21 protein-coding genes are annotated in these 26688 nt (G+C 66.2%); 11 read left to right on the top strand and 10 right to left on the bottom strand.

Annotated elements, in window-relative coordinates; genetic code table 11:
* Positions 1-152 precede the first annotated feature (152 nt).
* The 3 genes from MasN3_RS23700 (at position 153) to MasN3_RS23690 (ending at position 3210) form a co-directional block, all read left to right on the top strand.
* On the top strand, positions 153-1520 hold the full coding sequence (locus tag MasN3_RS23700) for an SGNH/GDSL hydrolase family protein (RefSeq protein WP_281910722.1): 1368 nt from the start codon (positions 153-155) through the stop codon (positions 1518-1520).
* Positions 1521-1589: 69 nt separating this feature from the next.
* Positions 1590-2273: an OmpW/AlkL family protein gene (locus tag MasN3_RS23695; protein ID WP_281910720.1), complete on the top strand. Its 684-nt coding sequence runs from the start codon at positions 1590-1592 to the stop codon at positions 2271-2273.
* A gap of 199 nt (positions 2274-2472) precedes the next feature.
* On the top strand, positions 2473-3210 hold the full coding sequence (locus MasN3_RS23690) for a nidogen-like domain-containing protein (RefSeq protein ID WP_281910717.1): 738 nt from the start codon (positions 2473-2475) through the stop codon (positions 3208-3210).
* A gap of 79 nt (positions 3211-3289) precedes the next feature.
* Here the strand turns inward: MasN3_RS23690 and MasN3_RS23685 are convergent, their stop codons facing one another.
* The 4 genes from MasN3_RS23685 to MasN3_RS23670 form a co-directional block, all read right to left on the bottom strand.
* Entirely contained in the window at positions 3290-6217 is a 2928-nt protein-coding gene (locus tag MasN3_RS23685; RefSeq protein WP_281910715.1) for a TonB-dependent receptor, read from the bottom strand.
* A gap of 123 nt (positions 6218-6340) precedes the next feature.
* Positions 6341-8167 carry a glycoside hydrolase family 28 protein gene (locus MasN3_RS23680; RefSeq protein ID WP_281910713.1) on the bottom strand — a complete coding sequence of 609 codons (1827 nt, stop codon included), beginning with the start codon at positions 8165-8167 and terminating at the stop codon, positions 6341-6343.
* A gap of 7 nt (positions 8168-8174) precedes the next feature.
* A complete protein-coding gene (locus tag MasN3_RS23675) occupies positions 8175-9389 on the bottom strand; it encodes a DUF4861 family protein (protein WP_281910712.1) in 1215 nt (404 codons plus the stop codon).
* Between the two features lie 23 nt (positions 9390-9412).
* Positions 9413-10828, bottom strand: a complete 1416-nt coding sequence (locus tag MasN3_RS23670; RefSeq protein WP_281910710.1) for a glycoside hydrolase family 88/105 protein — start codon at positions 10826-10828, stop codon at positions 9413-9415.
* A gap of 165 nt (positions 10829-10993) precedes the next feature.
* Here MasN3_RS23670 and garD point away from each other — a divergent pair, with 165 nt between their 5' ends.
* The 8 genes from garD to MasN3_RS23630 all read left to right on the top strand — a co-directional run bounded on the left by garD (position 10994) and on the right by MasN3_RS23630 (position 19053).
* Positions 10994-12535 carry a galactarate dehydratase gene (gene garD / locus MasN3_RS23665; RefSeq protein WP_281910708.1) on the top strand — a complete coding sequence of 514 codons (1542 nt, stop codon included), beginning with the start codon at positions 10994-10996 and terminating at the stop codon, positions 12533-12535.
* A gap of 144 nt (positions 12536-12679) precedes the next feature.
* Positions 12680-13498, top strand: coding sequence for an NAD-dependent epimerase/dehydratase family protein (locus tag MasN3_RS23660; protein ID WP_281910705.1), 819 nt, complete (start codon positions 12680-12682; stop codon positions 13496-13498).
* Between the two features lie 15 nt (positions 13499-13513).
* Positions 13514-14389, top strand: a complete 876-nt coding sequence (locus MasN3_RS23655; RefSeq protein WP_281910704.1) for an aldose 1-epimerase — start codon at positions 13514-13516, stop codon at positions 14387-14389.
* On the top strand, positions 14386-16056 hold the full coding sequence (locus MasN3_RS23650; protein ID WP_281910702.1) for an alpha/beta fold hydrolase: 1671 nt from the start codon (positions 14386-14388) through the stop codon (positions 16054-16056). Before MasN3_RS23655 ends, MasN3_RS23650 begins: the two co-directional genes overlap by 4 nt.
* A gap of 66 nt (positions 16057-16122) precedes the next feature.
* Positions 16123-16821 (top strand): hypothetical protein, encoded by a 699-nt coding sequence (locus MasN3_RS23645; protein ID WP_281910699.1) that lies wholly within the window; start codon positions 16123-16125, stop codon positions 16819-16821.
* Between the two features lie 56 nt (positions 16822-16877).
* Positions 16878-17261, top strand: coding sequence for a cupin domain-containing protein (locus tag MasN3_RS23640; RefSeq protein WP_281910697.1), 384 nt, complete (start codon positions 16878-16880; stop codon positions 17259-17261).
* A 65-nt stretch (positions 17262-17326) separates the two neighbouring features.
* A complete protein-coding gene (locus MasN3_RS23635) occupies positions 17327-18640 on the top strand; it encodes a TonB family protein (protein WP_281910696.1) in 1314 nt (437 codons plus the stop codon).
* A 56-nt stretch (positions 18641-18696) separates the two neighbouring features.
* Positions 18697-19053, top strand: coding sequence for a translation initiation factor Sui1 (locus MasN3_RS23630; RefSeq protein ID WP_281910695.1), 357 nt, complete (start codon positions 18697-18699; stop codon positions 19051-19053).
* Here the strand turns inward: MasN3_RS23630 and MasN3_RS23625 are convergent.
* From MasN3_RS23625 to MasN3_RS23600, 6 genes are all read right to left on the bottom strand, one after another.
* Positions 19013-19852 (bottom strand): YdcF family protein, encoded by an 840-nt coding sequence (locus MasN3_RS23625; RefSeq protein WP_281910693.1) that lies wholly within the window; start codon positions 19850-19852, stop codon positions 19013-19015. The two genes, MasN3_RS23630 and MasN3_RS23625, sit on opposite strands and share 41 nt — an antisense overlap.
* Positions 19853-19925: 73 nt before the next feature.
* Positions 19926-21767 carry a glycoside hydrolase family 28 protein gene (locus MasN3_RS23620; protein ID WP_281910692.1) on the bottom strand — a complete coding sequence of 614 codons (1842 nt, stop codon included), beginning with the start codon at positions 21765-21767 and terminating at the stop codon, positions 19926-19928.
* Between the two features lie 90 nt (positions 21768-21857).
* Positions 21858-24665: a TonB-dependent receptor plug domain-containing protein gene (locus MasN3_RS23615; protein ID WP_281910690.1), complete on the bottom strand. Its 2808-nt coding sequence runs from the start codon at positions 24663-24665 to the stop codon at positions 21858-21860.
* 382 nt (positions 24666-25047) lie between these two features.
* A complete protein-coding gene (locus tag MasN3_RS23610; protein WP_281910688.1) occupies positions 25048-25746 on the bottom strand; it encodes a FadR/GntR family transcriptional regulator in 699 nt (232 codons plus the stop codon).
* 109 nt (positions 25747-25855) lie between these two features.
* On the bottom strand, positions 25856-26275 hold the full coding sequence (locus MasN3_RS23605; RefSeq protein ID WP_281910685.1) for a hypothetical protein: 420 nt from the start codon (positions 26273-26275) through the stop codon (positions 25856-25858).
* Positions 26262-26651: a BlaI/MecI/CopY family transcriptional regulator gene (locus tag MasN3_RS23600; protein ID WP_281910684.1), complete on the bottom strand. Its 390-nt coding sequence runs from the start codon at positions 26649-26651 to the stop codon at positions 26262-26264. The genes MasN3_RS23605 and MasN3_RS23600 overlap by 14 nt, the downstream gene beginning before the upstream one ends.
* Between the last annotated feature and the right edge of the window lie 37 nt (positions 26652-26688).

Here is a 26688-nt window from a genome sequence, read left to right as displayed (position 1 = left end):
TATAATCGGCCCCCCCGATTTGTTTGCCACGTGTCACCAAAAACTGACGTACGAGTAAGCAATTCCTATACAAGCAAGTTGAACACTGGCATATTATTACGAGACGAATAGCACGCCCGTTCGTTTCAAATAAAACCAATTTAGGAGACACAATGCGTCAAACCAAACTCGCGCTTGCCGTGCTCACGGCAGCGGTGCTGGCAGCATGCGGCGGAACCAGCCCAAGCGGCGGCGACCAAACGCAAAAACTCAGCTTCACCCAGCAGGTCTCCTTCGGCGACAGCCTGTCGGACGTCGGCACCTACGCCGTGGGCGCGGTCAAGCAGGCCGGCGGCGGCAAGTTCACCATCAACGGCGACGGCACCGCCAAGAATCCTGAGCTGAACGGCAAGATCTGGGTCGAATTCCTGGCAGCCGAGCTGAAACTGCCGGCGCCTTGCGCGGCCCAGACCGGCCTCGAAGGCGACGCGTCGCGCGGCTTCTCGGTAGCGATCAGCAACAACCTGAACTGCTTCAACTATGCCCAGGGTGGTTCGCGCGTGACCAACCCGATCGGCCCGGGCAACAAGGCCACCGGCTCGCCCATCGGCGAAATGACGGTGCCGCTGGTGACCCAGGTCGCCAACCACCTGTCCCGCACCGGCAACAAGTTCAGCGGCACCGAGCTGGTCACCATCCTGTCGGGCGGTAATGACGTGCTGATGGCGCTGAGCACCTTGTCGGCCCAGGCCACCGCCGCCGGCAATGCCGCCGGTGCGCAGACCTTCGCCACCTCGCTGACCGCCCAGCTGGCGGCCGGCGCCACCAACCCGCAGGCCGCCGCCCAGGCGATCGGCGCGGCCATCATGACCGAGAGCGCACGTCCGGGCAATACGTCGGAAACCATCGTCGCCGTCGCAGTCGGCGCCGCCGCGCGCCAGCCGGGCAACGCCGCCGTGGCCCAGCCTGCCGTGTACGGCCCGATGGTCGCCAAGGCCCAGGCCGATGCGACCGCCGCCGGCGCCAAGGCCGGCAACGACTATGCCGCAGCGAACGGTCCGAAGCTGGTCCAGGACCTCGGCACGGCCGGCGCGCAGATGGCCGCACTGGTGAAGAACGAGATCCTGGCCAAGGGCGCCAAATATGTGATCGTCGCCAACCTGCCCGACGTCGCTAGCACCCCGGCCGGCAAGGCCCGCACTGCCGATATCCAGCAACTGATCACCGCCATGGTCAACGCCTTCAACACCCAGCTCAAGAGCGGCATCGGCGCCGACGACCGTATCCTGTACGTCGACCTGTACAGCGTCAGCAATGACCAGGTGAAGAATCCGGCGCCCTACGGCCTGACCAACACCACCAGCCCGGCCTGCGGCGCGAACGCCCTGGGCACCACGTCCCTGATCTGCACCAACAGCAATACCGTGGCCGGTGACGTCAGCCGCTACATGTTCGCCGACGACATCCACCCGACGCCGTTCGAGAACAACCTGATCGCACGCCTTGTCCTCAAGGAAATGGCGGTCAAGGGCTGGCTGTAATCGACAGGCTGCACGATAGCGGAGGGCCCGCCGCGACGGCGGGCTCCCATCACAGAATCAGGAGATAACATGAAAGTACGTTTCAACAGCGTCGCCAAGGTGCTGGGCGTCGCCGCGGCACTGGCCTGCGCTTCGACCGCGTCGGCCCAGTCGGCCGGCCAGCTCACGGCCAAGGTCGGCCTCAACCAGCTGACCCCGAAGGTGGAAAGCGGCGACATCGGCGCGCCGGCCCTGCCGGGCTCGAAGGGCGACGTCGACCGGGACATCCAGCCGGTGCTGGTCCTGGCCTACGGCCTGACCGATAACATCTCGCTCGAAACCGCCCTGGGCACGCCCTACAAGCACAAGATCTATGGCGCGGGCGCCATCGCCGGCACCGGCCAGCTCGGCACCGTCGAGGCGCTGCCGGCGACCTTGTTCGCGCAATACCGCTTCGGCGCCCCGACCGCGACCTTCCGTCCCTTCGTGGGCATCGGCGCGACCTATGCCTACTTCATGAAGGAACGCGGCTCGGCCAAGATGACCGCGATCACCAACCCGGGCAGCGGTATTCCGACGACCTTCAGCATCGACAACAAGTTCACTTACACTGCCCAGGTCGGCATGGCCGTGAACTTCACCGAGAAATGGTTTGCCGACGTCACCCTCAACAAGGCCCGCCTGCGCACCGACGTGCATTTCTCGACCGGCCAGACCCAGCACATGAAATTGGATCCGGTGTCGGTGATCCTGGCTGTCGGCTACAAGTTCTAAGTAGCGATTTATCGTGTCTCAAGGCCGGCGCGGGTGGCTGATGTAGCCCGCGCCGGCCTTTTTCGTATCGCTACCGCCTGTCGAAAGAATTTACAAACGAAAATATTAACTTTTGTTAACTAACTGATTTTAATAAACATTTATTGTTGGCACGTTTATCGCTTACCGATTGTCAGTCACCATCATAAAAGGGATTGTCATGAAAATTGCATTACGTGTCATTTGCGCCGCCCTCATCGGACTTGCTGGAATTTCCTCGGCACAGGCCGGCTTGTACACCACCAACTACGGTACCCAGCTGACGGGGCCGAGCAATTGCGACGATTGCTATGCCGGTCCGGTCGCCTTTAGCGGCAGCAATCAATCGATCAACTTCTTCGGCACGAGCTACAGCAGCCTGTTTGTCGGCTCGAACGGCTACGTCACCTTTGGCTCAGGCCAGAGCAGCTTCTCGACCCAGCCCCTGGACACCCAGAGCGTGGCGCCAATGATCGCCGCGTTCTATACCGACCTCGATTCGCGCAACGACGATGCGTCCAATGTGTACGCCAATACCGCGACCGATGGCGAGATCGTGCTCACCTGGGAACGGATGGGGCATTACAGCCAGAACTATAGCGTACGCAGCACCTTCCAGATCCTGGTGCGCTCCGACCAGCTGGTCAGCGCCGGCGCATCCAGCCAGATCGGCATTTTCTACGGCGACATCAGCGATACCAGTGCGGTGTCGGCCGGTTTCGGCGATGGCATGGCGGCGGTCAACCCTGGAGAAGTCGCGTTCGCTTCCTTCGTTCCCGGCACGACCCTCAGCAATGCCGCGCCGCGGCAGTTCGTCCTGAATGCGGGCGCGCCCGTCGACGTGCCCGAGCCGGGCAGCCTCGCCCTGCTGGGACTCGGTATCGCCGGCCTGGCGGCACGGCGCCGCATGGCCGCCTGAGCCTCCATCTTTTTCGAAACGGGCATGAAAAAGCCCGCGCAAGCGCGGGCTGTCAAGGATTCCGTCAGGAGAGGAAGTATCAGAACTTGTAGCGCAACCCGGCCAGAAACTCGCGGCCGGTCACGTTGTTCACCACCACGCTGTTGCGCGCGCGGCTGATGAACTGGTCGTTCGGCTCGTTGGTCAGGTTGACGCCTTCCAGCGTGAATTCCAGCTGCTCGTTCCACTTGTACGAGAGCGACACGTCCACGTTGAAGGTCTCGTTCTTGCCCTCGACGTCGTTGTTGTTCTGACCCGGCACGCGGGTCAGGAAGGACGAGCGCTTGGCGCCGGAGACGCGCGCGCTGAACTTGCCGTCATCATAGTAGAAGGTCGCGTTCCAGGACTTCGGCGACAGGTTGAGCAGGTCGTCGACGATGCGCTCGCTGCTGGTCGGCGAGACCGCATACTCGATTTTCGAGCTCACCCTGGTGTAGTTCAGCACCGTGCCGAAGTTGCGGCCCCAGCCTGGCAGGAAGGTGAACGGCTGCTGGTAGTTCAGCTCGAAGCCCTTCAGCTTGCCGCCATCGGTGTTGATCGGCGCCGTCACCTGGAACTGCTCGTCGCCGCTGAAGTTCGCCGGCAGCAGCGACAGCGGCAGGCCGGTCTCGCGGAAGGCCACATTGGTGCGCAGCGACTGGATATAGGTGTCGATGTTCTTCTGGAACAGGCCCAGGCCGACAAAGGCGTTCTTGCCGAAGTAGTACTCGAAACTCGAGTCGAAGGTCTTGGCGCGGAAGGGTTTCAGCAGCGGGTTGCCGGTGTTGATGGTCAGCGTGCCGGTGGTCGAGATGGTGCCGCCCGGCGACAGGAAGCCCAGCTGCGGACGGGTCATCACCTTGGCCGCGCCGAAGCGCACGATGAAGTCGCGGGCCAGGTTGGCCGCGATGTTCATTGAGGGCAGGGTGTCCTTGGACTCGTGGTTCACCTTCACCGCGGTGCCGCCGCCGGCAGCCTGGTAGCCGATCGCTTCCAGTTCGGTCTTCACGTGGCGCACGCCGACGTTGCCGCGCACGGGAATGTCCCAGAGGTCGTACTTGAACTCGCCCATCAGGTAGAAGCCGTCGTCGCGCTCGGTGACGGTGCGGTTGTTGCCGCGCGCATTGCCGTTGGTGATCGAAGACAGGGTGAAGTCACCGGGACCGCCGGCGGGACCGGCCTTGATGCAGTTGCAGTAGATGTCGTAGGCGGCCGCGATGGCGCCCAGGTTCGGGATCACCCAGCCGGTCGGGTTCCCGGCCGGCATGTCGAGGCCCTTGCCGAAGCCGCTGACGGTGGTGGTAAGGCCGGTCGTTCCTGCCGCTGGGGCGAAGATCGTGTCGTTCTGGTTCACGCGGCGGAATTCGTAGGTGTCCGACGCGTACTTCTTGCGGTTCAGGCCGCCCTTGAACGTGAGGTGCTCGCTGGCTTCCCAGGCCAGGTCGAACTGGCCGACGTCGTTGACGTTGGTCGCGCCCTGCGGACGGATGCGGATCTCGCTGGTGGTGGTGTTCGCAATCGTATTCGGCTGGGTGCCGCTGGCGACCTGCGGCACGCCGAGGATGCCCAGCGCGCCGTTGGCGGCCATCGGATCGAAGGGATAGCTGATCGCCGGCAGGCGCTCGTTGCCGCGGAAGTCGATGGTGTAGCCGTTCACGTTCAGCGCGTCCAGCGTGACCGTGGTCTGCACCGGATTGCGGAACTTCGAGTTCGCGCGGCCGAGCTTGGCGCTCATGCTCCAGGTGTCGCTGATCTTGTGTTCCAGCGTCAGGGTCGGCTGGCTGAAGGTGGTGTTCAGTTCATCGAAGCGCGATTCCGAACGGATGTCCACGCCGTTGTAGCGGCCATACAGGAGCGCGCCGTTCGGCGCGTACTGCGCTTCGACCACGCTCATCTGCGGCTTGCCGCCCTGGGCGGCGCTGCGGCTGAACGAGATCGCCTGCAGGAAGTCTTCCTGGCGCGTCGCATCCAGTTTCGAGTACAGCATGTCGAAGGTGAGCAGGGTGCCGCGCTGCGGGCGCCACTGCACCGAGGCGGTCAGGCCGAGGCGGTCCTGGTCGTGGGTCAGGCGGCCATAGCGGGGCAGGCGCGGGTGGAAGTTGCCGGCGCTGCTGGCGGCGTTGTAGGCCTGCGTGGCGGCGCTGGAGGCCGGCAGGCGCGGCACACCCTGGGCCGCGGGGCCGCAGGTGGTGGCGGTGGAGTTGGCCGGGTTGGCGGCGACGCCTTGCGGCGCGCACCAGCCGCCCGACGAGGGGCCGTTATCCCAGCGCACCGTGCTAAAGCCTTCTTCCAGCACGCGGCGCTTGGAAAAGGCACCCGAGACCAGCACGCCGAGGGTACGGTCCATGAAGGTGTTCGACAGCATGAAGGCCACGCGCGGGTCGATCTTCTCGGAGCCGTCATTGTACTTGCCCTTGGCCGCGATGGTGGCGTTGAAGCCCTTCAGGTCGAAGGGGCGCAGGGTCTGCAGGTCGACGGTGGCGCCGAGCGAGCCTTCGTCGACGTCGGCCGAAGAACTCTTGCGCACCGTAAGGGAGCTGAACAGTTCGGAGGCGAACACGTTGAAGTCGAAGCCGCGGCCGCGGTTGGTGCCGCCCGAGCTGTCGGTGCCGCCGGTGGTGGCCAGGCCCTCGATGCCGTTGATGCGCACGCGGGTGAAGTCCTGGCCCAGTCCGCGCACCGTGATGTTGCGGCCTTCGCCGGCGTCACGGTCGATCACCACGCCTGGCACGCGCTGCAGCGACTCGGCTAGGTTCGTGTCCGGGAACTTGCCCATGTCTTCGGCCTTGATCACGTCGACGATGCCATTGTCCTCGCGCTTGGCGTTCAGCGCGCTCTCGAGCGAGGCGCGCAGGCCGGTCACCTGGACCGTCTGGATCTGCGCGGTGTCCTGGGCGTAGGCGGCGCCGATGGACAGGGTCGACACCGAGGCAGTGCCGAGCAGGCACAGGGTCAGTTGGCGTAAGGCGGCACGTGGGGGTTGTTTCATGCTGTCTCCATTGCGTTTTTATCTTTTATCTGGTCAGTCCAGTTTATAGATTTTACGGCAATATTAACAGTTTTGGTCAGGCCAATTCAAATAAATACATGAAGTGGCCTGACCTCTCTCAGATTAGGGATTGTGCGAAGACAGGGTCGTGTTGTAGAGCTTGCCGCCGATCGTGACCTTGTCGAGCGTGATGCTGGTGGCGTTGTGCAGGAACCAGGGCTGGGCGCCGTTCTTCGGGGTGCCGAAGTCCGAATCGCTGATGCGCACGCGCTGGATCGGCAGGATCGGCGTGCCGGCCGGTCCGTTGAAGCTGGAGGCCACAGGTCCCAGCAGCACGAAGGCCTGATAGCACGAGAACCTGCCCGAGCCGGTGTCGACGTTGCCGGCACGGACGCCGCTGATGACGATGTCCGACACCTGCGGCGGCCGGATGCGCACCGCGTCGTCGCCCGGCACGTAGTCGCAGTCGATGGTGATGATCGCACCCGCGGTCGAGGCCACCGGCTCCGTGATTTCCTTCGCGCCCGGCAGCGGCTTGTACATCATCGGCTCGATCCGCACGCCGTTCGGCAGGGTCACGTCGCGCACGTACAGGTGGCGCAGGAAGCCGCCCCGGTTCATGTTGGTCTTCAGGCGGATCGCGGTGTTCAGCGGCTTCCTGGCCCAGTGCATGTTACGGAACTCGAGCTGCTGCGCATACACGTGCTCGATGCCGCCGGCCATTTCGCTGCCCAGGGTCACGCCGCCATGGCCGCTGTTCATGATGCAGCGCTGGATCACGATGTTGCGCGTCGGCCCGAACCCCGTGTCGCGGTTCTTGCCTGCCTTGATCGCGATGCAGTCGTCGCCGTTGTTGAAGGTGCATTCCTCCACCAGCACGCCGTCGCAGGCTTCCGGGTCGAAGCCGTCGCTGTTCGGGCCCAGGCTTTCCATGTTCACGCCGCGCATGTGCAGGTCGCGGCAGTTCACCGGGTGGTGCAGCCAGAACGGCGCCGCATTCACCTGGTAGCCCTGCAGCAGCACCTTGCTGCAGCCGATGAATTCGATCATGCAGGGGCGCAGGAAGTGGCCATGGCCGAACACGCGGCGCGCCACCGGCACGCCGGCTTCCGACAGGGCAGGCAGGTAGCGCGAATCGGTCTGCCAGCCTTCGCCCTGGATCAGGGCGCGCTGCGCCTCGGGCAGGTTCGGCGCCACCTTGTCCAGCGGCTGGTTGGCCGGGTTCGGCGCGATCTCGGTGCGGGTGCGTGCAGGCACGCCGCGGCCTTTCCAGTCCCACCAGCATTCGTCTGGCTTGGTCTCGAAGGGCACGCCGCCCTGGCCGTTCAGGATGCTGGTCCAGTCGGCGCCGGTGAGGGCGATATTGGTCTGGTTATAGGCATAGACCAGCGGCGAGTAATTCAGGACGTCGTTGCCCTGCCAGCGCGACAGGGTCAGCTTGCCGTTGGCACCGCAGTCGAATTCGCCGTGGCGCGCGTAGTGCTCCGGGTTGGCGGAGAAATGCACGCGGGCGCCCGCGGCCAGGTGCACGTGCACGTTCGAGCGCAGCACGATCGGCCCGGCGCAGTACCAGTCGCCGGCCGGGATCAGGAACCGGCCGCCGCCCTTGGCGTGACAGGCCGCGATGGCCGCCGTGATCGCCGGATAGGCGTCGGGCGAGCCTGTGGCGGGAGTGCGCAGGGTGCCGTTCACGAGCGAGGCGGTCTGTGCCTTGACCTCGACCATCGCGCAGGGCCTGGCGCCATAGGCGGTGATCGGGAAGTCTTCCTCGCGGAAGCGCAGCGGGGTGGCGAAGCGCGCGGCGATGTCGGCGGCGCGCTGCCATGGATCGCCGGCGGACTTGTTGGCGGAAGGGGTGGAGACTGCGCAACCTGAGCCCGCGCCGGCGAGCAGCAGGCCGGCGGCGGGAACGGTGCGCAGCAGGGCGCGGCGGCGGGGCTGGAAGCGCATCGTCATCTCACTTGCCCGACTTGGCCGGGTTTGCGAGTATCACGCGCACCGGATTGCCGTCGCGCGCCGCGGTATCCTGCGCCAGGCGCTGCCACTTGGCGAGCGTGGTGATCTCGCCGCCACGGCTCCAGGCGCCGCCGGCATAGTAGCGCAGCGGCTTGCCCGAACCGGCCTTGGCCAGGATCAGTTCGTTCAGCTTGTCCTCGGCGAAGCCTTCGGCGCCGGGGATCACGACGGCGGTGCCGAACGCGCCGTTGCTCTTCTGCTCGATCCACTGGAGCAGCACCGGGCCTTCGCGCTTGACCGTGATGACCGGGTCCTGGCCCTTGTCGCTCGGGTTCTTGTTCAGGCCCACCGCCACCGTGATCGGCTCATTGCCCTCGTACTGGAAGGTGGAGTCGATGCGGTCGAGGTAATGGCCGGCGTCGACGGTGAAGCGCTTGGTCTCGCTGACCGGCTTGCCGGCCGCATCCCAGGCGGCGTAGTGCAGCTCGAAGACCGCGCGCACCGGGCCGTTGGCCAGCACCTTCCAGGAGGCGTAGTTGACGCTGGTGTAGAGCTGCTTGCCGTCCCACACGCCGGTGCCGCCGGCGCCGCGCGACTTGCCGACCTGGTACATGTCCATGCCCTCGCCCTGGTCCGTGTGGTAGTGGTCATGGCCCTTGTTGTACCAGCGGTCGATGATCGGATACGGCACCCGCTTGAACCACAGGTCCAGGCCGCTCGTCACCAGGACTTCCTTGTTCATGCCGGCTGGCGACGGCGCCGCCAGTGCGGGGCCGTAGGTGCGGTGCGCCACCTTGTCGTTTTCCCAGGCGAAGTCGTCGAGGCGCTCCTGCACGTAGCGGGCGTTGGCCTTCTGGGCGAATACCGGCGCCACCGTGTCGATCTTCTCGACGGTGAAGCTGGCGCTCTTCTCGCCCGCTGCAAAGCTGTGCTGGAACAGCAGTTCGCCGTAGGCGATCCCTTTGTTCTCCGGATCCTTGGACAGCGGCGCCACGTTGGTCACCTGGTGGGGCAGCACGCGGCCCTTGGCGTCCTTCACGGCGATCTTCTGGATCAGGGCGCCCGGAAGAAGCGCGTTCACCTCGCTCCACGGGATCGAGATGGTCTCGGACGGGCGGGCGATGGACAGGTCGTGCTGGACGGTGACGGCCAGTTTCTCGGCGGCGTAGGCGTTCAGCGATGCGGCCAATGCCGCGCTCAGGATCAGTCGTTTCATGGATTCGCTCGGTGATGAACGCATCATTGCTGATGCTTGTTGTAGTCGGTCTTGCCCCCTTTGGGCACGTAATGATACGTGCGCACCTTGTGCTGGATATCGATCGCCGGGTTGTTCATCATCTTGATGATCTCGGCGCCGGCCAGCAGCGTCGGACCGTAGCCGTGCAGCGCATGCACGCTGGTCGGGCGGTTGTAGTAATAGACCATGTCGCCGGCGAGCGTGGTGCCGACGCAGGTGCCTTCGACTTCACCCTTGGGGGTGATGCGGGTCGACAGGCCGGCCCAGCCGGCCTGCGCGATCGAGCCGTAGGTGGTGGGGCTGACCCAGCCCTGGTTGACGGCGTGCGCGATCACGTAGGTGAACATGGCGCTGGCCGAGGTCTCGAGGTAGGAATCGTTCCGGTCGATCATCTGGTGCCACAGGCCGGTGCCCGATTGCAGTTCGGCGATGCCCTTGATCGCGGCGCGCAGCTGGTTCAGCACCGGCGCATAGCCCGGGTGGTCCTTCGGCAGCACGTCGAGCAGGTCGGACATGGCCAGCACCGCCCAGCCGTTGGCGCGCGCCCAGTAGAAGCGCGGCGCGTCCGGGTGGTTGGCGTGCCAGCCGTGGGCGTACAGGCCATTCTGCGGATTGAACAGGCGCTTGCTCATGCCCATCACGTTGTTGACGGCATCGTCGAAGTACTTGCGCTCGCCCGTCATGCGGCCCATCTCGGCCAGCAGGGGGATGCTCATGTACATGTCGTCGCCCCACAGCGACACTTCCTGCGGGCGCTTGCGCGCCATGGTGCCGTCATCCAAACGGAACTGCTTGTTGACCACCCAGTCGCTGCAGGTGTCGATCATGGGCTTGAGGTCCGGGCCGACCTTGGCCTGGCGCGCGCGGATCAGGGCGGCGCACATCGAGCCGGAATCGTCCAGCGAGTGCGGGGCGAGGAAGCGCGCGAAGCTGTTGGCCCGATCGAGGCGGAACTTCCGTTCCTGGGCGCGGAAATAGGGGAGGGTCTGGGAGAAGAACTGGAAGTGGCGCTGGCTCATCGCCGTGAAGCTCTGGTCGCCGGTCGCTTCGGCCGCCTTCAGCAGGCCCGAGTGGACCACGCCCATCTCGTAGACCTGGATGCCGTAGTCGCCCGCGCTGGGTTCGAAGATGGCGTCGGCGTTCGGGGTCTTCAGGTCGGTGATCTGGTCGCCGGTCTTCCTGTTGACGATGCGGGTCGGCGTTGCCTGGTCCATGTAGCCGCGGATCGCCTTGAGCTGGCTTGTTACTTCCGCCACCACCGGCTTCTTGTATGGCACCGGGTAAGACCCTTCGGAATGGTCCAGCAGGTTCTTGTTGTCGGTGTTGCGGTAGGGGCCACCCTGGGCCAGGGCGGGGCCGCAGGCGAGTGCGCAGCCAAGAAGGGTGGCAAGCGAGGCTGCCATCAAGGTCGTCTTCATATGTCTCCAGTCGGATTTGTCTGACTTATACGTCCAGCTACTTGTGACTACTTTATTGGTCAGGCCATTCTAATTTGGTCCGACCAAAATAGCAATGTGGACTAGCCACTGCCCGAAATTGTATGGCATACTGAAAAAGAACCTACCGACCAAGGCACTACCATCATGAACACCCAAGTTCCGCGCACAATCCGCATGCAGGCCAGCGACAACGTCGCCATCGTCGTCAACGACGGCGGACTGCCCGCGGGCACCGTTTTCCCGGACGGCCTGACGCTCGTCGAAGGCGTCCCGCAGGGGCACAAGGTGGCATTGGCGGACTTGGCTGACGGCGATCCGGTCATCCGCTACGGCGTGACGATCGGCTATGCCAACGGCCCGATTCGGCGCGGCAGCTGGGTGTCGGAGCGCGTGCTGCGCATGCCGGCCGCCCGCTCGCTCGACGACCTGCCGATCGGCACCCACGCGCGCCCGGTCGGCGAAGCGCTCGAAGGCTATACCTTCGAGGGCTACCGCAACAAGGACGGCTCGGTCGGGACCCGCAACATCATGGCGATCACCAGCACCGTGCAGTGCGTCTCGGGCGTGATCGACTACGCGGTCAAGCGCATCAAGGAAGAGCTGCTGCCGCGCTACCCGAACGTCGAGGACGTGGTCGCGCTCGAGCACGTGTACGGCTGCGGCGTCGCGATCGACGCCCCGGGCGCCGAGATCCCGATCAAGACCATCCGCAACCTCTCCAGGAACCCGAATTTCGGCGACCACGTCATGGTCGTCAGCCTGGGCTGCGAGAAGCTGCCGCCGGCGCGTCTGTTCCCGGCCGGCTCTATCCCGATCGGCAACGCCGAACCCTCGGTCGTCACTTTGCAGGACCAGCAGCACGTCGGCTTCATGTCGATGATCGACAACCTGATGCAGACCGCCGAGAAACACCTGGCGCTGCTCAACGCCCGCCAGCGCGTCACTTGCCCGGCGTCCGACCTGGTGGTCGGCGTGCAGTGCGGCGGCAGCGACGCCTTCTCGGGCGTCACCGCCAACCCGGCCGTCGGTTTCGCCACCGACCTCCTGGTGCGTGCCGGCGCCGCCGTGATGTTCTCCGAGGTCACCGAGGTACGCGACGGTATCGACCAGCTGACCGCGCGCGCCGCCACTCCGGAAGTGGCCCAGGCGATGGTGCGCGAGATGCAGTGGTACGACGATTACCTGGTGCGCGGCGGCGTCGACCGTAGCGCCAACACCACACCCGGCAACAAGAAGGGCGGCCTGTCGAACATCGTGGAAAAGGCCATGGGCTCGATCGTCAAGTCGGGCACCACGGCGATCACTGGCGTGCTGTCGCCGGGCGAGAAGCTGCAGCAGAAGGGCCTGATCTACGCCGCCACCCCGGCCAGCGACTTCATTTGCGGCACCCTGCAGATGGCGGCCGGCATGAACGTGCACATCTTCACCACCGGCCGCGGCACGCCTTACGGCCTGGCGGCGGTCCCGGTCATCAAGGTGGCCACCCGCACCGAGCTGGCAAAGCGCTGGCACGACCTGATGGACGTGAACGCCGGGCGCATCGCCAGCGGCGAGGCGACCATCGAGGACGTGGGCTGGGAGCTGTTCCGCCTGATCCTCGACGTGGCCAGCGGGCGCAAGACCTGGGCCGAACACTGGAAACTGCACAATGCGCTGGCGCTGTTCAATCCTGCGCCGGTGACCTGAAATACATATTGTTGCCCGTAGGGTGGACGGCTTCGCCGTCCGCGCGTTCAAATCACGTATCCTGGCCTGCTCCGTGGTATGCACTGGTACGTTGAACGCGCGGTCGGCAGAGCCGACCACCCTACATGATCAAGGAGTTTTAGCATGACCGAAGCCGCAAAAGGCAAACCCTTCAAACGCATCCTGCTGACCGGCGCCGCCGGCGGCCTCGGCAAGGTGCTGCGTGACCGTATCAAGCCCTGGGCCGAGGTCGTGCGCCTGTCCGACGTCGCCGACATGGGCGAAGCGCGCGAGGGCGAAGAGATCGTCCAGTGCGACCTGGCCGACAAGGAAGCGGTGCTGAAACTGCTCGAGGGCGTGGACGCCGTACTGCACTTCGGCGGCATCTCCACCGAGAAGCCCTTCGAACCGATCATGCAGGCCAACATTCTGGGCGTGGCCAACCTCTACGAGGCGCTGCACAAGGCCTCTACCCGCCGCGTGATCTTCGCCAGCTCGAACCACGCGATCGGCTACCACCACGTCAACACCGTGCTGGATGCGGATTCGCCGACCCGCCCGGACAGCTACTACGGCCTGTCCAAGGTCTTCGGCGAGCAGATCGCGCGCTACTACTTCGACCGCTTCGGCATCGAGACCGTCTGCATCCGCATCGGTTCGAGCTTCCCCGAGCCGGCCAACAAGCGCATGATGAGCACCTGGTTCTCCTACGACGACCTGACCGAGATGCTGCGCTGCTCGCTGTTCGCGCCGCGCGTCGGCCACACCATCGTCTACGGCGTCTCTAGCAACGACAGCGTGTGGTGGGACAACCGCCTGGCTTCGCACCTGGGCTACAAGCCGAAGGACAGCTCGTCGAAGTTCGCGCACCTGTTCCCGGACACTTCCGAGTTCCCGGCCAAAGACGACGTCACCACCATGTACCAGGGCGGCAAGTTCCTGCTGGACGGCCCGCAATACTGATCGGTGACCAGAGCCGTGCTGGAACGCCTCACGCTACGCAACGCGCGCCTGCTGGCCGAGATTGTTCCGCAGGTCGGGGGCGGCCTGGCGCGGCTGGACTGGCTGGACGGCGGCAAAGCGCAGCCGCTGCTGCGCGCCTTGCCGCCCGACGCGACGGACACGCCGCTGCCCGGGCAACTGGCCTGTTTCCCGCTGCTGCCCTGGTCGAACCGGATGGCGCCCTCGGGCTTTGCCTTCGAGGGCCGGCGCCACGTGCCCGCGCCGAACCGGCAAGGGGAGCCTTGCCCGATCCACGGCGACGGCTGGCAGCAGCCCTGGCGCGTCGCCGCCCACCACGATAGCGCTCTTACCCTGAGCCTGGACCGCTGGGATGCGCAACCTTTCGCCTACACGGCCGAGCTGCACTACATCCTGGACAAGGATGCGCTGGTGGTGGAGCTCAGCGTGCGCAACGCGGGCCGCAGCGCGCTGCCCTTCGGGATCGGCCTGCATCCGTGGATGCCCGACCCGCAAGGTGCCCGGCTGGAAGCCGGGGCCAACAGCGTCTGGATGGCCGGCCCCGACAAGCTGCCGCTGATGCGCCAGGACATCCCGCCCGAGTGGCGCTTCGACAGCCCCGCGCCTTTGCCGCAAGGCGGCGTCGACAACGTATTCGAGGGCTGGATCGGCGCCGCCCGCATCACCTGGCCGCAACGCGGCCTTGCACTGGAGGTACAGGCCGACATGGATTACTTCATCCTCTACGTGCCGCCGGGACGCGACGTCTTCTGCTTCGAACCGGTGGACCATCCGATCAATGCGCACAACCTGCCTGGCCATCCCGGCCTGACGGTATTGGCGCCGGGCGCCACGCTGCGGCGGCGCTGCGTATTCCGCGGAGCGGCGCTGTGAGGCGGGCCTCGCTCGGCCTGGCGCTGGCACTGGCGACCGCCGCGGCCTTTGCCCAGGCGCCGTACAACGCCGACACCACCTACCGCAAGCTGGTCCGCGACTATCCCGACATCCGCATCGCCAGCGCCGAGGCGCCGGCCCCGGTCCAGGTACGCAAGGACCTCGCGTATGCGCGCCGCGGCGACCTGTCATTGGCGCTCGACCTCTACCTGCCCGGTCCGGGCGGCAAACCGGCGCCCCTGGTGATCCTGGTCCACGGCGGCGGCTGGGGCGCCGGCGAACGCAGCAACATGGCGCCGCTGGCGGCGCGCCTTGCCGCGCGCGGCTATGCGGCCGCCACCGTCAGCTATCGTTTGTCGGGACAGGCGCGCTACCCGGCCGCGATCGAGGACGTGAAGGAAGCAGTGCGCTGGCTGCGCGAACGCGCAGGCAATGACGGCATCGACCCGGCAAAGGTCGCCATCGCCGGCGGCTCGGCCGGCGGCCAGATCGCCTCGCTGGTCGGCATGCTGGAGCCGCAAGCCATCCGCGCGGTGGTGAACATCGACGGCCTGTCCGACTTCACCTCGGAGGAAGCGCGCAGGCACGAGGACGATCCGAACAAGCATCCCTCCGCCGCCGGCGCCTGGTTCGGCGGCCGCTATGCCGAGAAGGAAGCGCTGTGGCGCGCGGCGTCGCCCATCGGGCACGTGGGCAAGAACAGCCCGCCGGTACTCTTCATTACCAGCAGCGTGCCGCGCTTCTCGGTGGGACGCGAGGCAATGGCGGCGAAATTGGCTACGCATGGCATCCATACCGATACCGTGGCGCTGGCCGGCACCCCGCATTCGTTCTGGCTGTTCGATCCCTGGGTCTCGCCGACGGTCGACGCGATGGCGGCTTTTCTCGAGCGCGTGCTCGGCCCCGTGCCTGCGCGCGCACCGTGGTCGCCCGACCTCGGCGACGGCCGCTACCGCAACCCGATCCTGCATGCCGATTATTCCGACCCGGACGCGATCCGCGTGGGCGACACCTACTACATGGTGTCCTCGAGCTTCGCCAACGCGCCCGGCCTGCCGCTGCTGGTCTCGAAAGACATGGTCAACTGGGAGCTGAAGGGCCATGCGCTGCCCCGGCTGGTGCCCGGCGCGCAGTTCGCCGCGCCCCAGCACGGCAAGGGCGTATGGGCGCCGTCCCTGCGCCACCACGACGGCAAATTCTGGATCTTTTATCCCGACCCCGACAACGGCGTCTACGTCACCACCGCGAAAGATTTCGACGGTCCCTGGAGCGCCCCACACCTGCTCCTGCCCGGCAAGGGCATCATCGACCCGGCCCCGCTGTGGGACGAAGACGGCAAGGCTTACCTGATCCACGCCTGGGCCAAGAGCCGGGCCGGCTTCAACAACGTGCTCACGCTGCGCGAGATGGCGCCCGACGGCCGCAGCCTGCTCGACACCGAGGGCAAGGTGGTCATCGACGGCGACAAGCTGCCCGGCTACCGCACGCTGGAAGGGCCGAAGCTGTACAAGGCGAACGGCTATTACTACGTGTTCGCGCCGGCCGGCGGCGTCGAGCATGGCTGGCAATCGGTGTTCCGCTCGCGCAGCATCGACGGGCCCTACGAGTCGCGCATCGTGATGGAGCAGGGCGCGACCGGCATCAACGGGCCGCACCAGGGCGCCTGAGTCAGGACGCCGCAGGGCAGCGACTGGTTCTTCCACTTCCAGGACCGGCGCGCCTATGGGCGTGTGGTGCACCTGCAGCCGATGCGCTGGAACGACGGCTGGCCGCTGATCGGCGAGCCGTCAAGCAAGCCTGGCGTGGGCCAGCCGGTCATCGAACATGCCAAGCCGCTTGCCGGCGGCTTCGCGCAGCAGGCGCCTGCCACCGGCGACGAATTCGACGGCAAGGCCCTGGGCCCGCAATGGCAGTGGGCAGCCAACCCGGATGCCCGCTGGTATGCGCTCGATGCCCGTCCGGGCCAGCTGCGCCTGTTCGCGCAGCCGGAGAGGCCGGTGCGCTCGCTGCCCTCGGTGCTGACCCAGAAGTTCCCGGCGCCCGCCTTCGGCCTCACCGCGAAGCTCGAACTGCAGGCCCGGCGCGACGGCGACCAGGTCGGCCTCGGTACGATGGGCCTGGCCAGCCACTGGTTCGGGCTGCGCCGCGTGGCGGGCAAGCCGCGCATGGTGCTGGTGCGCTGCGCTCAAGACGGCAAGTGCAGCGAGGAACTGGGCGCGGAACTGCCGGGCTTTGCGGCCCACCTGCGCCTGCACGTGACGGCCGGCGCCCGCGTCGCCTTCTGGTACAGCGCCGATGGCCTGCGCTATACCCAGCTCGGTGCGCCCTTCGACGCCACCATGGGCCGCTGGGTCGGCGCACAGGTCGGCCTGTTCGCGACCGGGGCGGAGGGTAGCTACGCGGACGTGGATTACCTGCGCATCACGCCTTGATGCCGGTCTGCGGTGATAGTATTGCCGGACTTGCGTTCTTGAAGACTGGAGACGTCATGGCCCTCGATCCGCAGCAGACCTACGTCCACCTGGCCGACGATGGCATGGCACGGAGCGTTCCGGGCGACTCCTTCTGGAAGCTGCCGCCAGCCGAACGCGATGCCTTCGGCAAGGGCTGGCTGGTCAGCGAATTCTCGTTCACGCAAGACTGGCCGAACTGGGAAATGCATCCGCATGGCGACGAGTTCGTCTACCTGCTGGCCGGCAGTGTCGAGCTGCTGCTCGAACGCGACAGCGGGGTGGAGACGATCGTGCTGGAGGGCAGCGGCGCGGTCGTGGTGCCGCGCGGTGTCTGGCATACCGCCAAGGTACGCGCGCCCAGCCGCATGCTGCACGTGACGCGCGGCGAAGGGACCGGGACGCGGCCGGCCGTGCCATAAAGCGGGTGCTGCCGAAGATTCCCGGTTCGACGATGTGACATTCCGTGTATGTGTAGCGCCGCGCGATGCCGTACAGTCGGGGCATGAAAATGCTCGCCCTCTCCCTGGCCGCTGCCGCGGCGCTCCTTTCCTCCCCAGTGTTCGCCGCCCGCCTGCAGGATCCGCAGCAGGTGATGGCCATGGACCTGAATGCCTGCGGGCGCCCGGTCTATCCCGCCGCCGCCCTGGCCCGGGGCGCCGGCGGCACGACGACGGTCGAAGTGCAGATCGGCGAAGCGGGGCGCGTGACCGATGCGCGCGTCTTCACGTCCAGCGGCAGGGAAGACCTCGACAAGGCCGCACTCGACGCGGTGCGCAACTGCCATTTTCATGGGGTGCTGGCCACGGGCCAGGCGCCCACCGGTTGGCTCAAGACGCAATTTGTCTGGATCCCCGGGACGCAGAAGACGCAGGCGCAGGATGCGGCGCTGCTCGCCAGCATCAGGAAAAGCGCGGAAGCGGGCGATCCGGTCGCCCGGAATACCCTGGGCGCCTGGTACCAGCACGGCACCCATGTCAAGGCCGATCCCGTGCAGGCGGCGGCCTGGTACCTGCTGGCGGCGCAAGCCGGCAATGCGGTCGCGCAGAACAATCTCGGCGTGCTGTACTACCGTGGCCTCGGCGTGCCGTATGACCAGAAGCAGGCGGTCTACTGGTATGCGAAAGCGGCGGAACAGGGACACGGCTGGGCCCAGGCCAACCTGGCATGGGCCTACCAGTACGGTACCACGGGAGAGCTCGACATGGACAAGGCGCTGCATTGGCTGACGCGCTCCGCCGAGGGCGGACTGGCGGCGGCGCAGCTGCGGCTTGGCCTGCTGGGCATGCGGCGCGCCGTCTCGGACGATGAGCGCACGGCGGCAGTGGCCTGGATCGCGCGGGCCGCGGCGCAGGGCGATGCGGCAGGGCAGGTCCATCTCGGCCGCAGTTTCGAACTGGGTCTCGGGAACGTGCAGGACAACGCGCAGGCGGCCACGCTGTACCGCAAGGCGCTCGGCCGCAGTGAAGGCCGTGCCGAGCTCGCCCTGGGCAAGCTGCTCGTATCCGGCCGCGCAGTGCCTGCGGACGCGGACGAAGCGTCCGGGCTGTTCCAGAAAGCGATGCGGAGCCGTCTGCCGGAGGCCTATCACCAGTACGGACTGATCCTGGAACAAAGCGGCGATCTGGAGCTGGCAAGGGCCATCTTCCTGCTGGGCGCGAAAATGGGCCATTGCGATGCCACGGTGAAGTATGTCGACGTGCGGCCGGCCCAGGGAACGTCGACCGGCGAGCTCGACGCCGCGTTCGAGTCGCGTGCGCAGTGGTGCAGGACCCGTCCGGTCTTGCCGTCCCAGCTTTGAAGGGCCGATGCTGCTACACTCGTTCCCCCGATTTCACAGATATTCTTGAGCAGAACATGAAGAGCAGTTCGAACAGCGGCCTCGTTTATTCCACCGAGAGCGGCCGCATGTGCCCGGAGTGCCGCAAGCCCGTCTCGGGCTGCGAGTGCAAGGCCAAGGCCGCGATCAAGGGCGACGGCGTGGTGCGCGTGTCCTTGCAAACCAAGGGCCGGGGCGGCAAGAGCGTGACCGTCGTCAAGGGCCTCGCCCTCGATGCCGCCGCACTGGCCCAGCTGGGCAAGCAGCTGCGCACGGCATGCGGTTCCGGCGGGACCGTGAAGGATGGAGTGATCGAAGTGCAGGGCGAGCATTGCGAGCTGATCATGGAAACGCTCAGGAAGCTCGGCCACCAGCCGAAGCGGGCCGGCGGCTGAGCGCCCAGCGCTCAGGGGCCTGCGCGCCGCCCGCGCGCAGCCGGTACCAGCCCAAGCCGATCAGTTCGTACATGGCATACCAGGAGCGGCGCAAGCCCTCGGCACTGGGCACCCAGGCATGGATGCTGCGGGCCTGGTCGCCGAAGAACATGGTCGGCGCGTCGACCACCTCGAGCCCGGCCCGTTCGAATGCGGCGCGGGCGCGCGCCATGTGCATGGCATCGGTCACGAGCAGGACACGCCGGACCTCGTCCTCGCGCAACAGCGCGGCGCTGAACGCGGCGTTTTCGGCGGTGTCGCGCGAGCGTGCCTCGATCCATTGCACCGGCACGCCGAAATCCTCGCGCAAGGCGGCCGCCATCGCATCGGCCAGCGAATAAGCGCCTTCACCGGCGCCAGGCTTCCCGACGGTGCCGCCGCTGACCAGGACGGGCAGCTTCGTGCGCCGCTGGAGGTGGGCCGCGTAGCGCAGGCGCGCCAGGGCGGTGACATCGGGGATGTCGCGGCCGCCGTACTCGGGGGCCGCGCGCAGCCTTCCGGCCGCGAGCACGACGATCGCCTGGGCGCCGGCGCGTTCCGGCGCGTGCAGGGGCGCGGTCATCCGCTCCAGCGGCCGGATGAAGAGCTCCGCCACCTTCGGCATCGACAGCAAGGCCAGTGCCGCCACCCCGGCTCCCGCGAGGCTGCGGCCGGTGCGCGGCCAGCGGCGCCACAGGGCCAGCCCGATCAGGATCAGCAGGAACAGGTTGGCGGGAGGAAGAATCAGGCTGCGCGGGATGGCGTTGATCAGGTCGAGCATCGGTGTCGGTGCAGGAAGCGGTGGCTGTCGGTCCGACATCCTAGCGCATCCTGCACCGACACCGTTGCAGGCGTCAGGCTTGCAGGGTCGTGTCGTACTGCTTGCCCGCGATGGTGACCCTGGTGAGCTTGACGTTGCGGACGTTGTGGATGAACCAGGGCTGGGCCGCGTTCACCGGGGTGCCGAAGTCGCAGTCGGTGATGGTCACGTCGCGGATCGGCAGGATCTCGGCCGGCTTGTCGCCGTTGTAGTCGAAGGCGACCGGACCGAGCAGGAGCAGCGCCTGGTAGCACGAGCGCGGACCATCCTTGGTGGCGACGTTGCCGACCCTGACGCCCGAGATGTGGATGTGCTCCACGACCGGCGGGCGGGTGCGCACGTTGTCGGCGTTCGGCGCGTAGTCGCAGTCGAAGGTGATCACGGCGCCTGCCCCGGAGCCCACCGACTTGGGCTGGATCGGCGAGCCGGGCAGCGGGGTATAGAACTGCGGCTTCAGGTTGACGCCGTTCGGCATGGTCACGTTGCGCACGTAGAAGTGGCGCAGGAAGCCGCCGCGGTTCATGTTGGTCTTCAGGCGGATCGCGGTGTTGAGCGGGTCGGTCGCCCAGTGGGTGTTGCGGAACTCGATGTCCTGCGCATACACGTGCTGGATTCCGCCCGACATCTCGCTGCCCAGCGTGACGCCGCCGTGGCCGCTGTTCATGACGCAGTGCTGGATCACCACGTTCTGGGTCGGGCCGAACTGGGTGTCGAGGTTCTTGCCGGCCTTGATCGCGATGCAGTCGTCGCCGCTGTTGAAGGTGCAGCCGTCGACCAGCACGGTGTTGCAGGCTTCCGGGTCGAAGCCGTCGCTATTCGGCCCCATGCTGTCCATGTGCACGCCACGGATCTCGACCTTGCTGCAGTTGACCGGATGGTGCTGCCAGAACGGCGTCTGGTTCAGCTGGTAGCCCTGCATCAGCACATTGGTGCAGCCGATGAACTCGACCATGCAGGGACGCAGGTAGTGGCCGCGGCCGAATACCCGTTTGGCCACCGGCACGCCCGCTTCCGACAGGGTCGGCAGGTAGGCTTCGTCGGTGCGCCATTTGTCGTTCTTGCCTTCCATGAGCGCGACCTGGGCGTCGCTCAGCTGCGGGGCAAGCGAGCGGATCGAGCCCGGATTGAGCGGGTTGACGGCGATCTGGGTGCGCTGCGGGTTGGGCGTCTTTCCCGCCACGCCCTTGCGCTTGCCCTTCCAGTCCCACCAGGTCTCGCCGTCGGCGCGCGGCACGCCGCCCTGGCCGTCCAGGATGCTGGTCCAGTCTTCGCCGGTGAGGGCGATGTTGGTCTGGCCGTAGGCGTAGACCATCGGCGAATAGTTCAGGCAATCGTTGCTCTGCCAGCGCGAGAGCACCAGCTTGCCTCTGGGGCCGCAGTCGTAGTCGCCGTACTTGGCGAAATCGTCCGGATCGTTGCTGAAGTAGACGTGGGCGCCCCTGGCCAGGTGCACGTTGACGTTCGACTTCAGGACGATCGGTCCCTTCACCAGCCAGTTACCGGCCGGGATCAGGACCCGGCCCCCGCCCGCCGCGCTGCAGGCGGCGATGGCCGCCGCGATGGCCGCGTAGCAGTCCTTCGCGCCCGGCGCCGGTGTGAGGACCTTGCCTTCCTCATGGTCGGCCACATAGCCGGTCACCATGACCGCTTCGCAGGGCTCGGCGCCATAGGCGGTAATGGGGAAGTCGCGCTTGGGGAAGACGAGCGGCTTCCTGAACCCGTCGATGATGCTTTGGGCGCGCGCCCAGGGATCGTCTTGTGCCACCTTCGCTCCTGCGCTTGCGGCGAGCGCCGGTCCCACAGCCAGGCCGGCCACCGATGCCGATGCAGCATACAGCAGCGAACGGCGTTGCGGATTGATGTGTCGCGTTGTCATGGTGTTTCCTTTGATTGGAAGGCGCCGGCATGCGCGCGCAGGGCGGACGAGGTGCTCGTCCGCCCTGCATTGGTCACGCTCTGGAGGCGCTTAGAACGTGTAGTCCGCGCGCAGCGTGAAGGCACGCCCGATCGGCTTGGCGATGTTCTGCGCAAACACGACCCGCGAGGACAGGCGCTGGTTCGACAGCGGCGGATCGGTGTCGAACAGGTTGTTCACGCCGGCGCCGACCTTGAACTTCTTCGAGAACTTGTAGGTGGTCGACAGGTTGTACACGCGGTATGGTGCGATCACGTTGTAGAACGGCTGGCCCGGCTGCTGGGTCGGCAGCGCGTTGGTATCCTCGTAGGTCGAGGAATACTGCTGCGTCAGCTGGGCGAAGAACGGGCCGTAGTTCCAGTTCACGCGCGCCTGGTGCTTCCACTTGAAGATGTAGGTGTTGGCCGAGGTGGAACCGGTGGACAGGGCGCCGATCCGGCCGACGCTGTCGACCCATGGGCTGCCGACGTCGTTCTGGCCTTCGTACTTGTCGGTGTAGGTGCCGTCCATCGAGAAGCCGAAGCGGCCCCAGTTCCTGGTCGGGTACGAGTAGTTCAGGCTCAGGTCGATGCCCTGGGTCTTCAGGCCACCCATGTTCAGGCGCGTCTTCGTGATGTACTGCAGCGTGCCGTCCGGGTTACGCACGAACAGGTCCTGGTAGCGCGCCAGGTTGTCGAAGATGGAATCCTCGTTGATCTGGGCGATGGTGCCTTTCATGTCGATCTTCCAGAAGTCGACGGTGGCAACGAAGTTCTTGATCGGTTCGATCACGAAGCCGACGGTATAGGTCTTCGATTTTTCCGGTTCCAGTTCCGGGTTGGCGCCCACCAGCGTGGTCAGGCGCGTGTTGCAGACGCGCTCGGCGTCCAGGCCCAGGCCGGCGAAGCGCGGATCGGTGGTCAGGGTGCCGGAGCCGGCCACGTTCGGGGTGGCGCTCGGGCACAGCAGCGGATCGTCCCAGCTCGAGGTCGACGGCGCCAGCGTGCGCGGCACACCGTACAGTTCAGGCAGGGTCGGCGCGCGAAAGCCCGTGCTGACCGTGCCGCGCACCATCAGCTGTTTCATCGGCTGGTAGCGGAAGCTGGCTTTCGGATTGAAGGTCGAGCCGAAATCGCTGAAGTGGTCGCCGCGCACGGCGAAGTTCAGGTTCAACTCTTTCGTGACGGGCGCGTCGAGTTCGGCGTACAGCGCGGCGACACGGCGCGCGCCGCTCGGGTTGTTGCCGGGCGAACCGTTGACCCGCCAGACCACCTCATCGCCGATCATGCGCGCATCTTCCTCGTAGGTCTCGCGATGCCAGTCGCCGCCCACGGCCAGGCCCAGGGAACCGCCCGGCAGGTCCATCAGCGTGCGGGAGAGGTTAAAGTCGATGCCGTAGTGGCGCACGTCGGCCACGCGGAAGTCCTCGCCGTCGGCCGAGATGCTCTCGAGGTAGGCGCGGCCGGCGGCGTCCTGTGCGCCGAACGGATTCAGGATGCCGTTGGCGACGCCCGCGTACACGCCGGGCGTGCGCACGAAGTTTTCCTTGAAGCCGCTGTCGCGGTGGCTGTAGCCGTAGTTGGCGCCGACGCGGTAATCCCAACCCTTGACTTGGCCTTCATCGGCCACGACCAGGCGGGCATTCTTCTGCACGTCGTGCAGCTTGGCCGCGCCCAGCTCGTCCAGGCTCCAGGTCAGCGCCAGGTCTTCGCCGTTCAGGCCGGCCACGGCCGGCACGCCGCCGCTGCCGCCCGGGTACCACTTGCTGGCCTTGGTGATCATCAAGGGCTTGCGCGAGGCGGTGCGCACGTCGTAGTTGGTGTTCGCGCCGAAGGGCTGCGGCGGGCTGATGGCGTCGATGTACGAGCGCGACAGGTTCAGTTCGACCGTCAGCACGCCGCCGTCGCCATGGGCCAGGCTGCCCTTGGTGAACAGGGTGACCTGCTGGTTCTCCGGCAGCAGCTGCGGGTAGATGGTCGGATCGGTAATGCAGGTCTTGCCGCCGTTGGCGTTGGTGCGGGTCGACGGCACCGTGGTCTGCGGCAGGCCTGGCGCCACGCAGCCGGACGCGAAGTACGGGTTGCCGGTGATGTTGGCCGACTTGCCGTTGCGGTAGATCGTGTAGTTCGCAGGCGATGCCGAGCCGCCCGAGGTGTTCGAGGTGAACGGGTTGCCGCCGAGCGCAGCCAGCTTGACCGGATCCCAGATCTGCGGGCGGTCCTTCTGCATCAGCGACTCGCGGCGCTGGGCGCTGAAGGCGGTGTAGACGTTCCAGCCGTCGGTGGCCATGTCGCCCTTGCCGGCGATCAGGGTCACGCGCTTCTGGTCGCCGCCCCCGGACTTTTGCGGCTGCACCGTGCTGGCGTGGACGGTCACGTCCTGCACCGATTTCTTGGTGATGAAGTTGACCACGCCGGCGATCGCGTCGGTGCCGTACAGCGCCGAGGCGCCGTCGCGCAGCACTTCGACGCGCTCGATGGCGGCCATCGGGATCACGTCGACGTTGACCGAGCTGGCGCCCAGCGCCTCGTTGGCCAGGCGGCGGCCGTTCAGCAGCACCAGGGTGCGGTTGGTGTTCAGGCCGCGCATGTTGATCATGGTGCCGCCGCCGCCGCCGCCGACCGGTTCGTTGGTCGCCGCGACGGTCAGGGCCACGGCGACTTCCGTCATCGTGGTCAGGCCCTGGTTGGTCAGTTCTTCGGCCTTGTAGGTGGTCAGCGGAAGGGCATTCTCGGTGGCGAGGCGCTTGATCGAGGAACCGGTCACTTCGACACGCTGCATCGGCGCGTCCTGCGCGATGGCGGTGTTGGTCAGGGTCAGCACTGCGGCAGTGATTGCCGACAGAAGGAAGCGTTGTTCGGTGATACGAGTTTGTTTCACTGCGAGTCTCCTGCTCAAATCAGAATTGCGTCCGGGTGTGTCCCTGGATCGCGCGAAAGGATACGCCAGGTATCCGCGCGGTGGTGACGAGGCCACTGCCGTCCAATGCACAGTGCTGTTGTCCGCGGCAGGCCATCCTCGTGCGAAGGCGTCGGGGGATCAGCAGATGATTGATTGGTCTGTAGTAGATTCTACTTTGGTCTGACCGCTTTCGCAATCTGGACAAGCCAGTTATTTTCTGGCTAGTTAGTAAATACAATTTGGTTGGACCAATTATTCGAACGATAATGCTTACAGGACAGTCGGCGACCTGGAAGCGCAGGGTGCGGAGAAGGCGGGAAAGGGAGGGAGCCGGGCCGAGGGCCCGGCCTGACAGGAGGAATCAGCCGCGCGAGAACGTACGGGTCACGCGGTCGAGGTGGGCGCGCATCGCGGTGCGGGCGCCGGCCACGTCGTGCGAGGCGATGGCGGCGAAGATGTTGCGGTGGTCGATCAGGGTCTGCTGGCGCAGTTCTTCGGTCTGGAAGTGTTCCTTCAGCTTGTGCCAGAGCGAGCCGCGCTGGCTCCACAGGTATTCGATCACGCCGACCATCGCGCTGTTGCCGGTGGCGCGTGCGATCGCCAGGTGGAAGTTGCGGTCGGCCGATTCGTTGCCGCTGCGGTCTTCGTGGTGCTGCTCCATCTCTTCCACCGCGCGCAGGATGGCGTCGATGGCCGAGTCGCTGGCGTGCTTGGCGGCCAGCGCCGCGACTTCGACCTCGATCAGGCGGCGCGCGGCCAGCACTTCGAACGGCCCCGGCCCGACGGTCGGCACCTCGGCCTGGGGCTGGGCCTGTTCGCTGACGTACACCCCCGAGCCGCCGCGCACTTCGACCGTGCCGCCCAGTTCCAGGGCGATCAGGGCTTCGCGCAGGGAGGTGCGGCTGACGCCGAGCTTGGTGGCCAGCTCGCGTTCGGCCGGCAGGCGCTCGCCAGGGCGGATGTTTTCGGCGCGGATCAGCTCCTCGATCTTGGCCGAGACCACCCGGTACAGCCGTGGCTCGTTGACGCTGTTGTCGTTCAGCGCAGCGGTTTTCTTCATCGATGGGTCCGTCGTGATAATTGGTTGGCCGATGCCAAACAGCGAATCTTAGTTTGGCGCGGGTATTGTTGCAAGTGGACCAACCAATTATATGCTAACGGCGTCGTGTTTACGGTTGTGGCGTCACCGTCATCGCCATGCTGAAGGCTTTGTCGCCCTCGCCGACCCTGACGCGGGCCAGCAAGGTCGGCGCCGTCACCAGGGCCGCGCCCTTGAAGAGTTTACCGGTCAGCCAGACCTTGTCGGGCGTATCGGTCGGGCGGACGATCATGTCGAGGCGCCATTCGCCGGTGCTCACGCTGAACTTTTCGCCGGCCGGTGTCAGCACGCGCGGAATGGAATGCTTGCCATCTCCCTCGAAGCCATCCGCATTGACCTGGAAAGCGACCGATGAACTGTTCGCATCGCCAATAACCATCGCCACCGAATAGCGCCGCAGCGGCTTGCGCACTGCCAGCAGGATCAGGATGGCCAGGCCGGCGAGCAGCGCGGCGCGCAACACCAGGGGCATGAGCTCACTTGCCATCATCGAGCTCGTCGATCAGCTTGCGCAGTTCCCGGATGTCGGCCTGCGACAGCTTCTTCTGGCTGCCGAAATGCGCGACCAGGGGCGCGATGCGCCCGCCGAACAGGCGCTGCACCAGGCTTTCGCTTTCGCGCGCCAGCCAGGCTTCGCGCGGCAGCACCGCGCGGTAGAGGAAACGCCGGCCATCCTTGTCGGCCGCGATCGCGCCTTTCTTGAGCAGGCGGTTGAGCAGGGTCTTGACCGTGGCGGTCTGCCAGTGCTGGCTTTCGGACAGGGCGACGACGACCTGTTCGGCCACCACCGGGCCGGGCGCGCGCCACAGCACTTCCATGACGTGCGACTCGGCGTCGCTGATGTTGATGGGGGAAGGATTCGACATGACAGCACCATTTACATTTGTAATCTTCACTCAGGAT

Source organism: Massilia varians, assembly GCF_027923905.1.
Taxonomy (GTDB): domain Bacteria; phylum Pseudomonadota; class Gammaproteobacteria; order Burkholderiales; family Burkholderiaceae_D; genus Telluria; species Telluria varians_B.
Note: the sequence above shows the minus strand (reverse complement) of the source record. Positions and strands in the feature narration are given on the sequence as shown.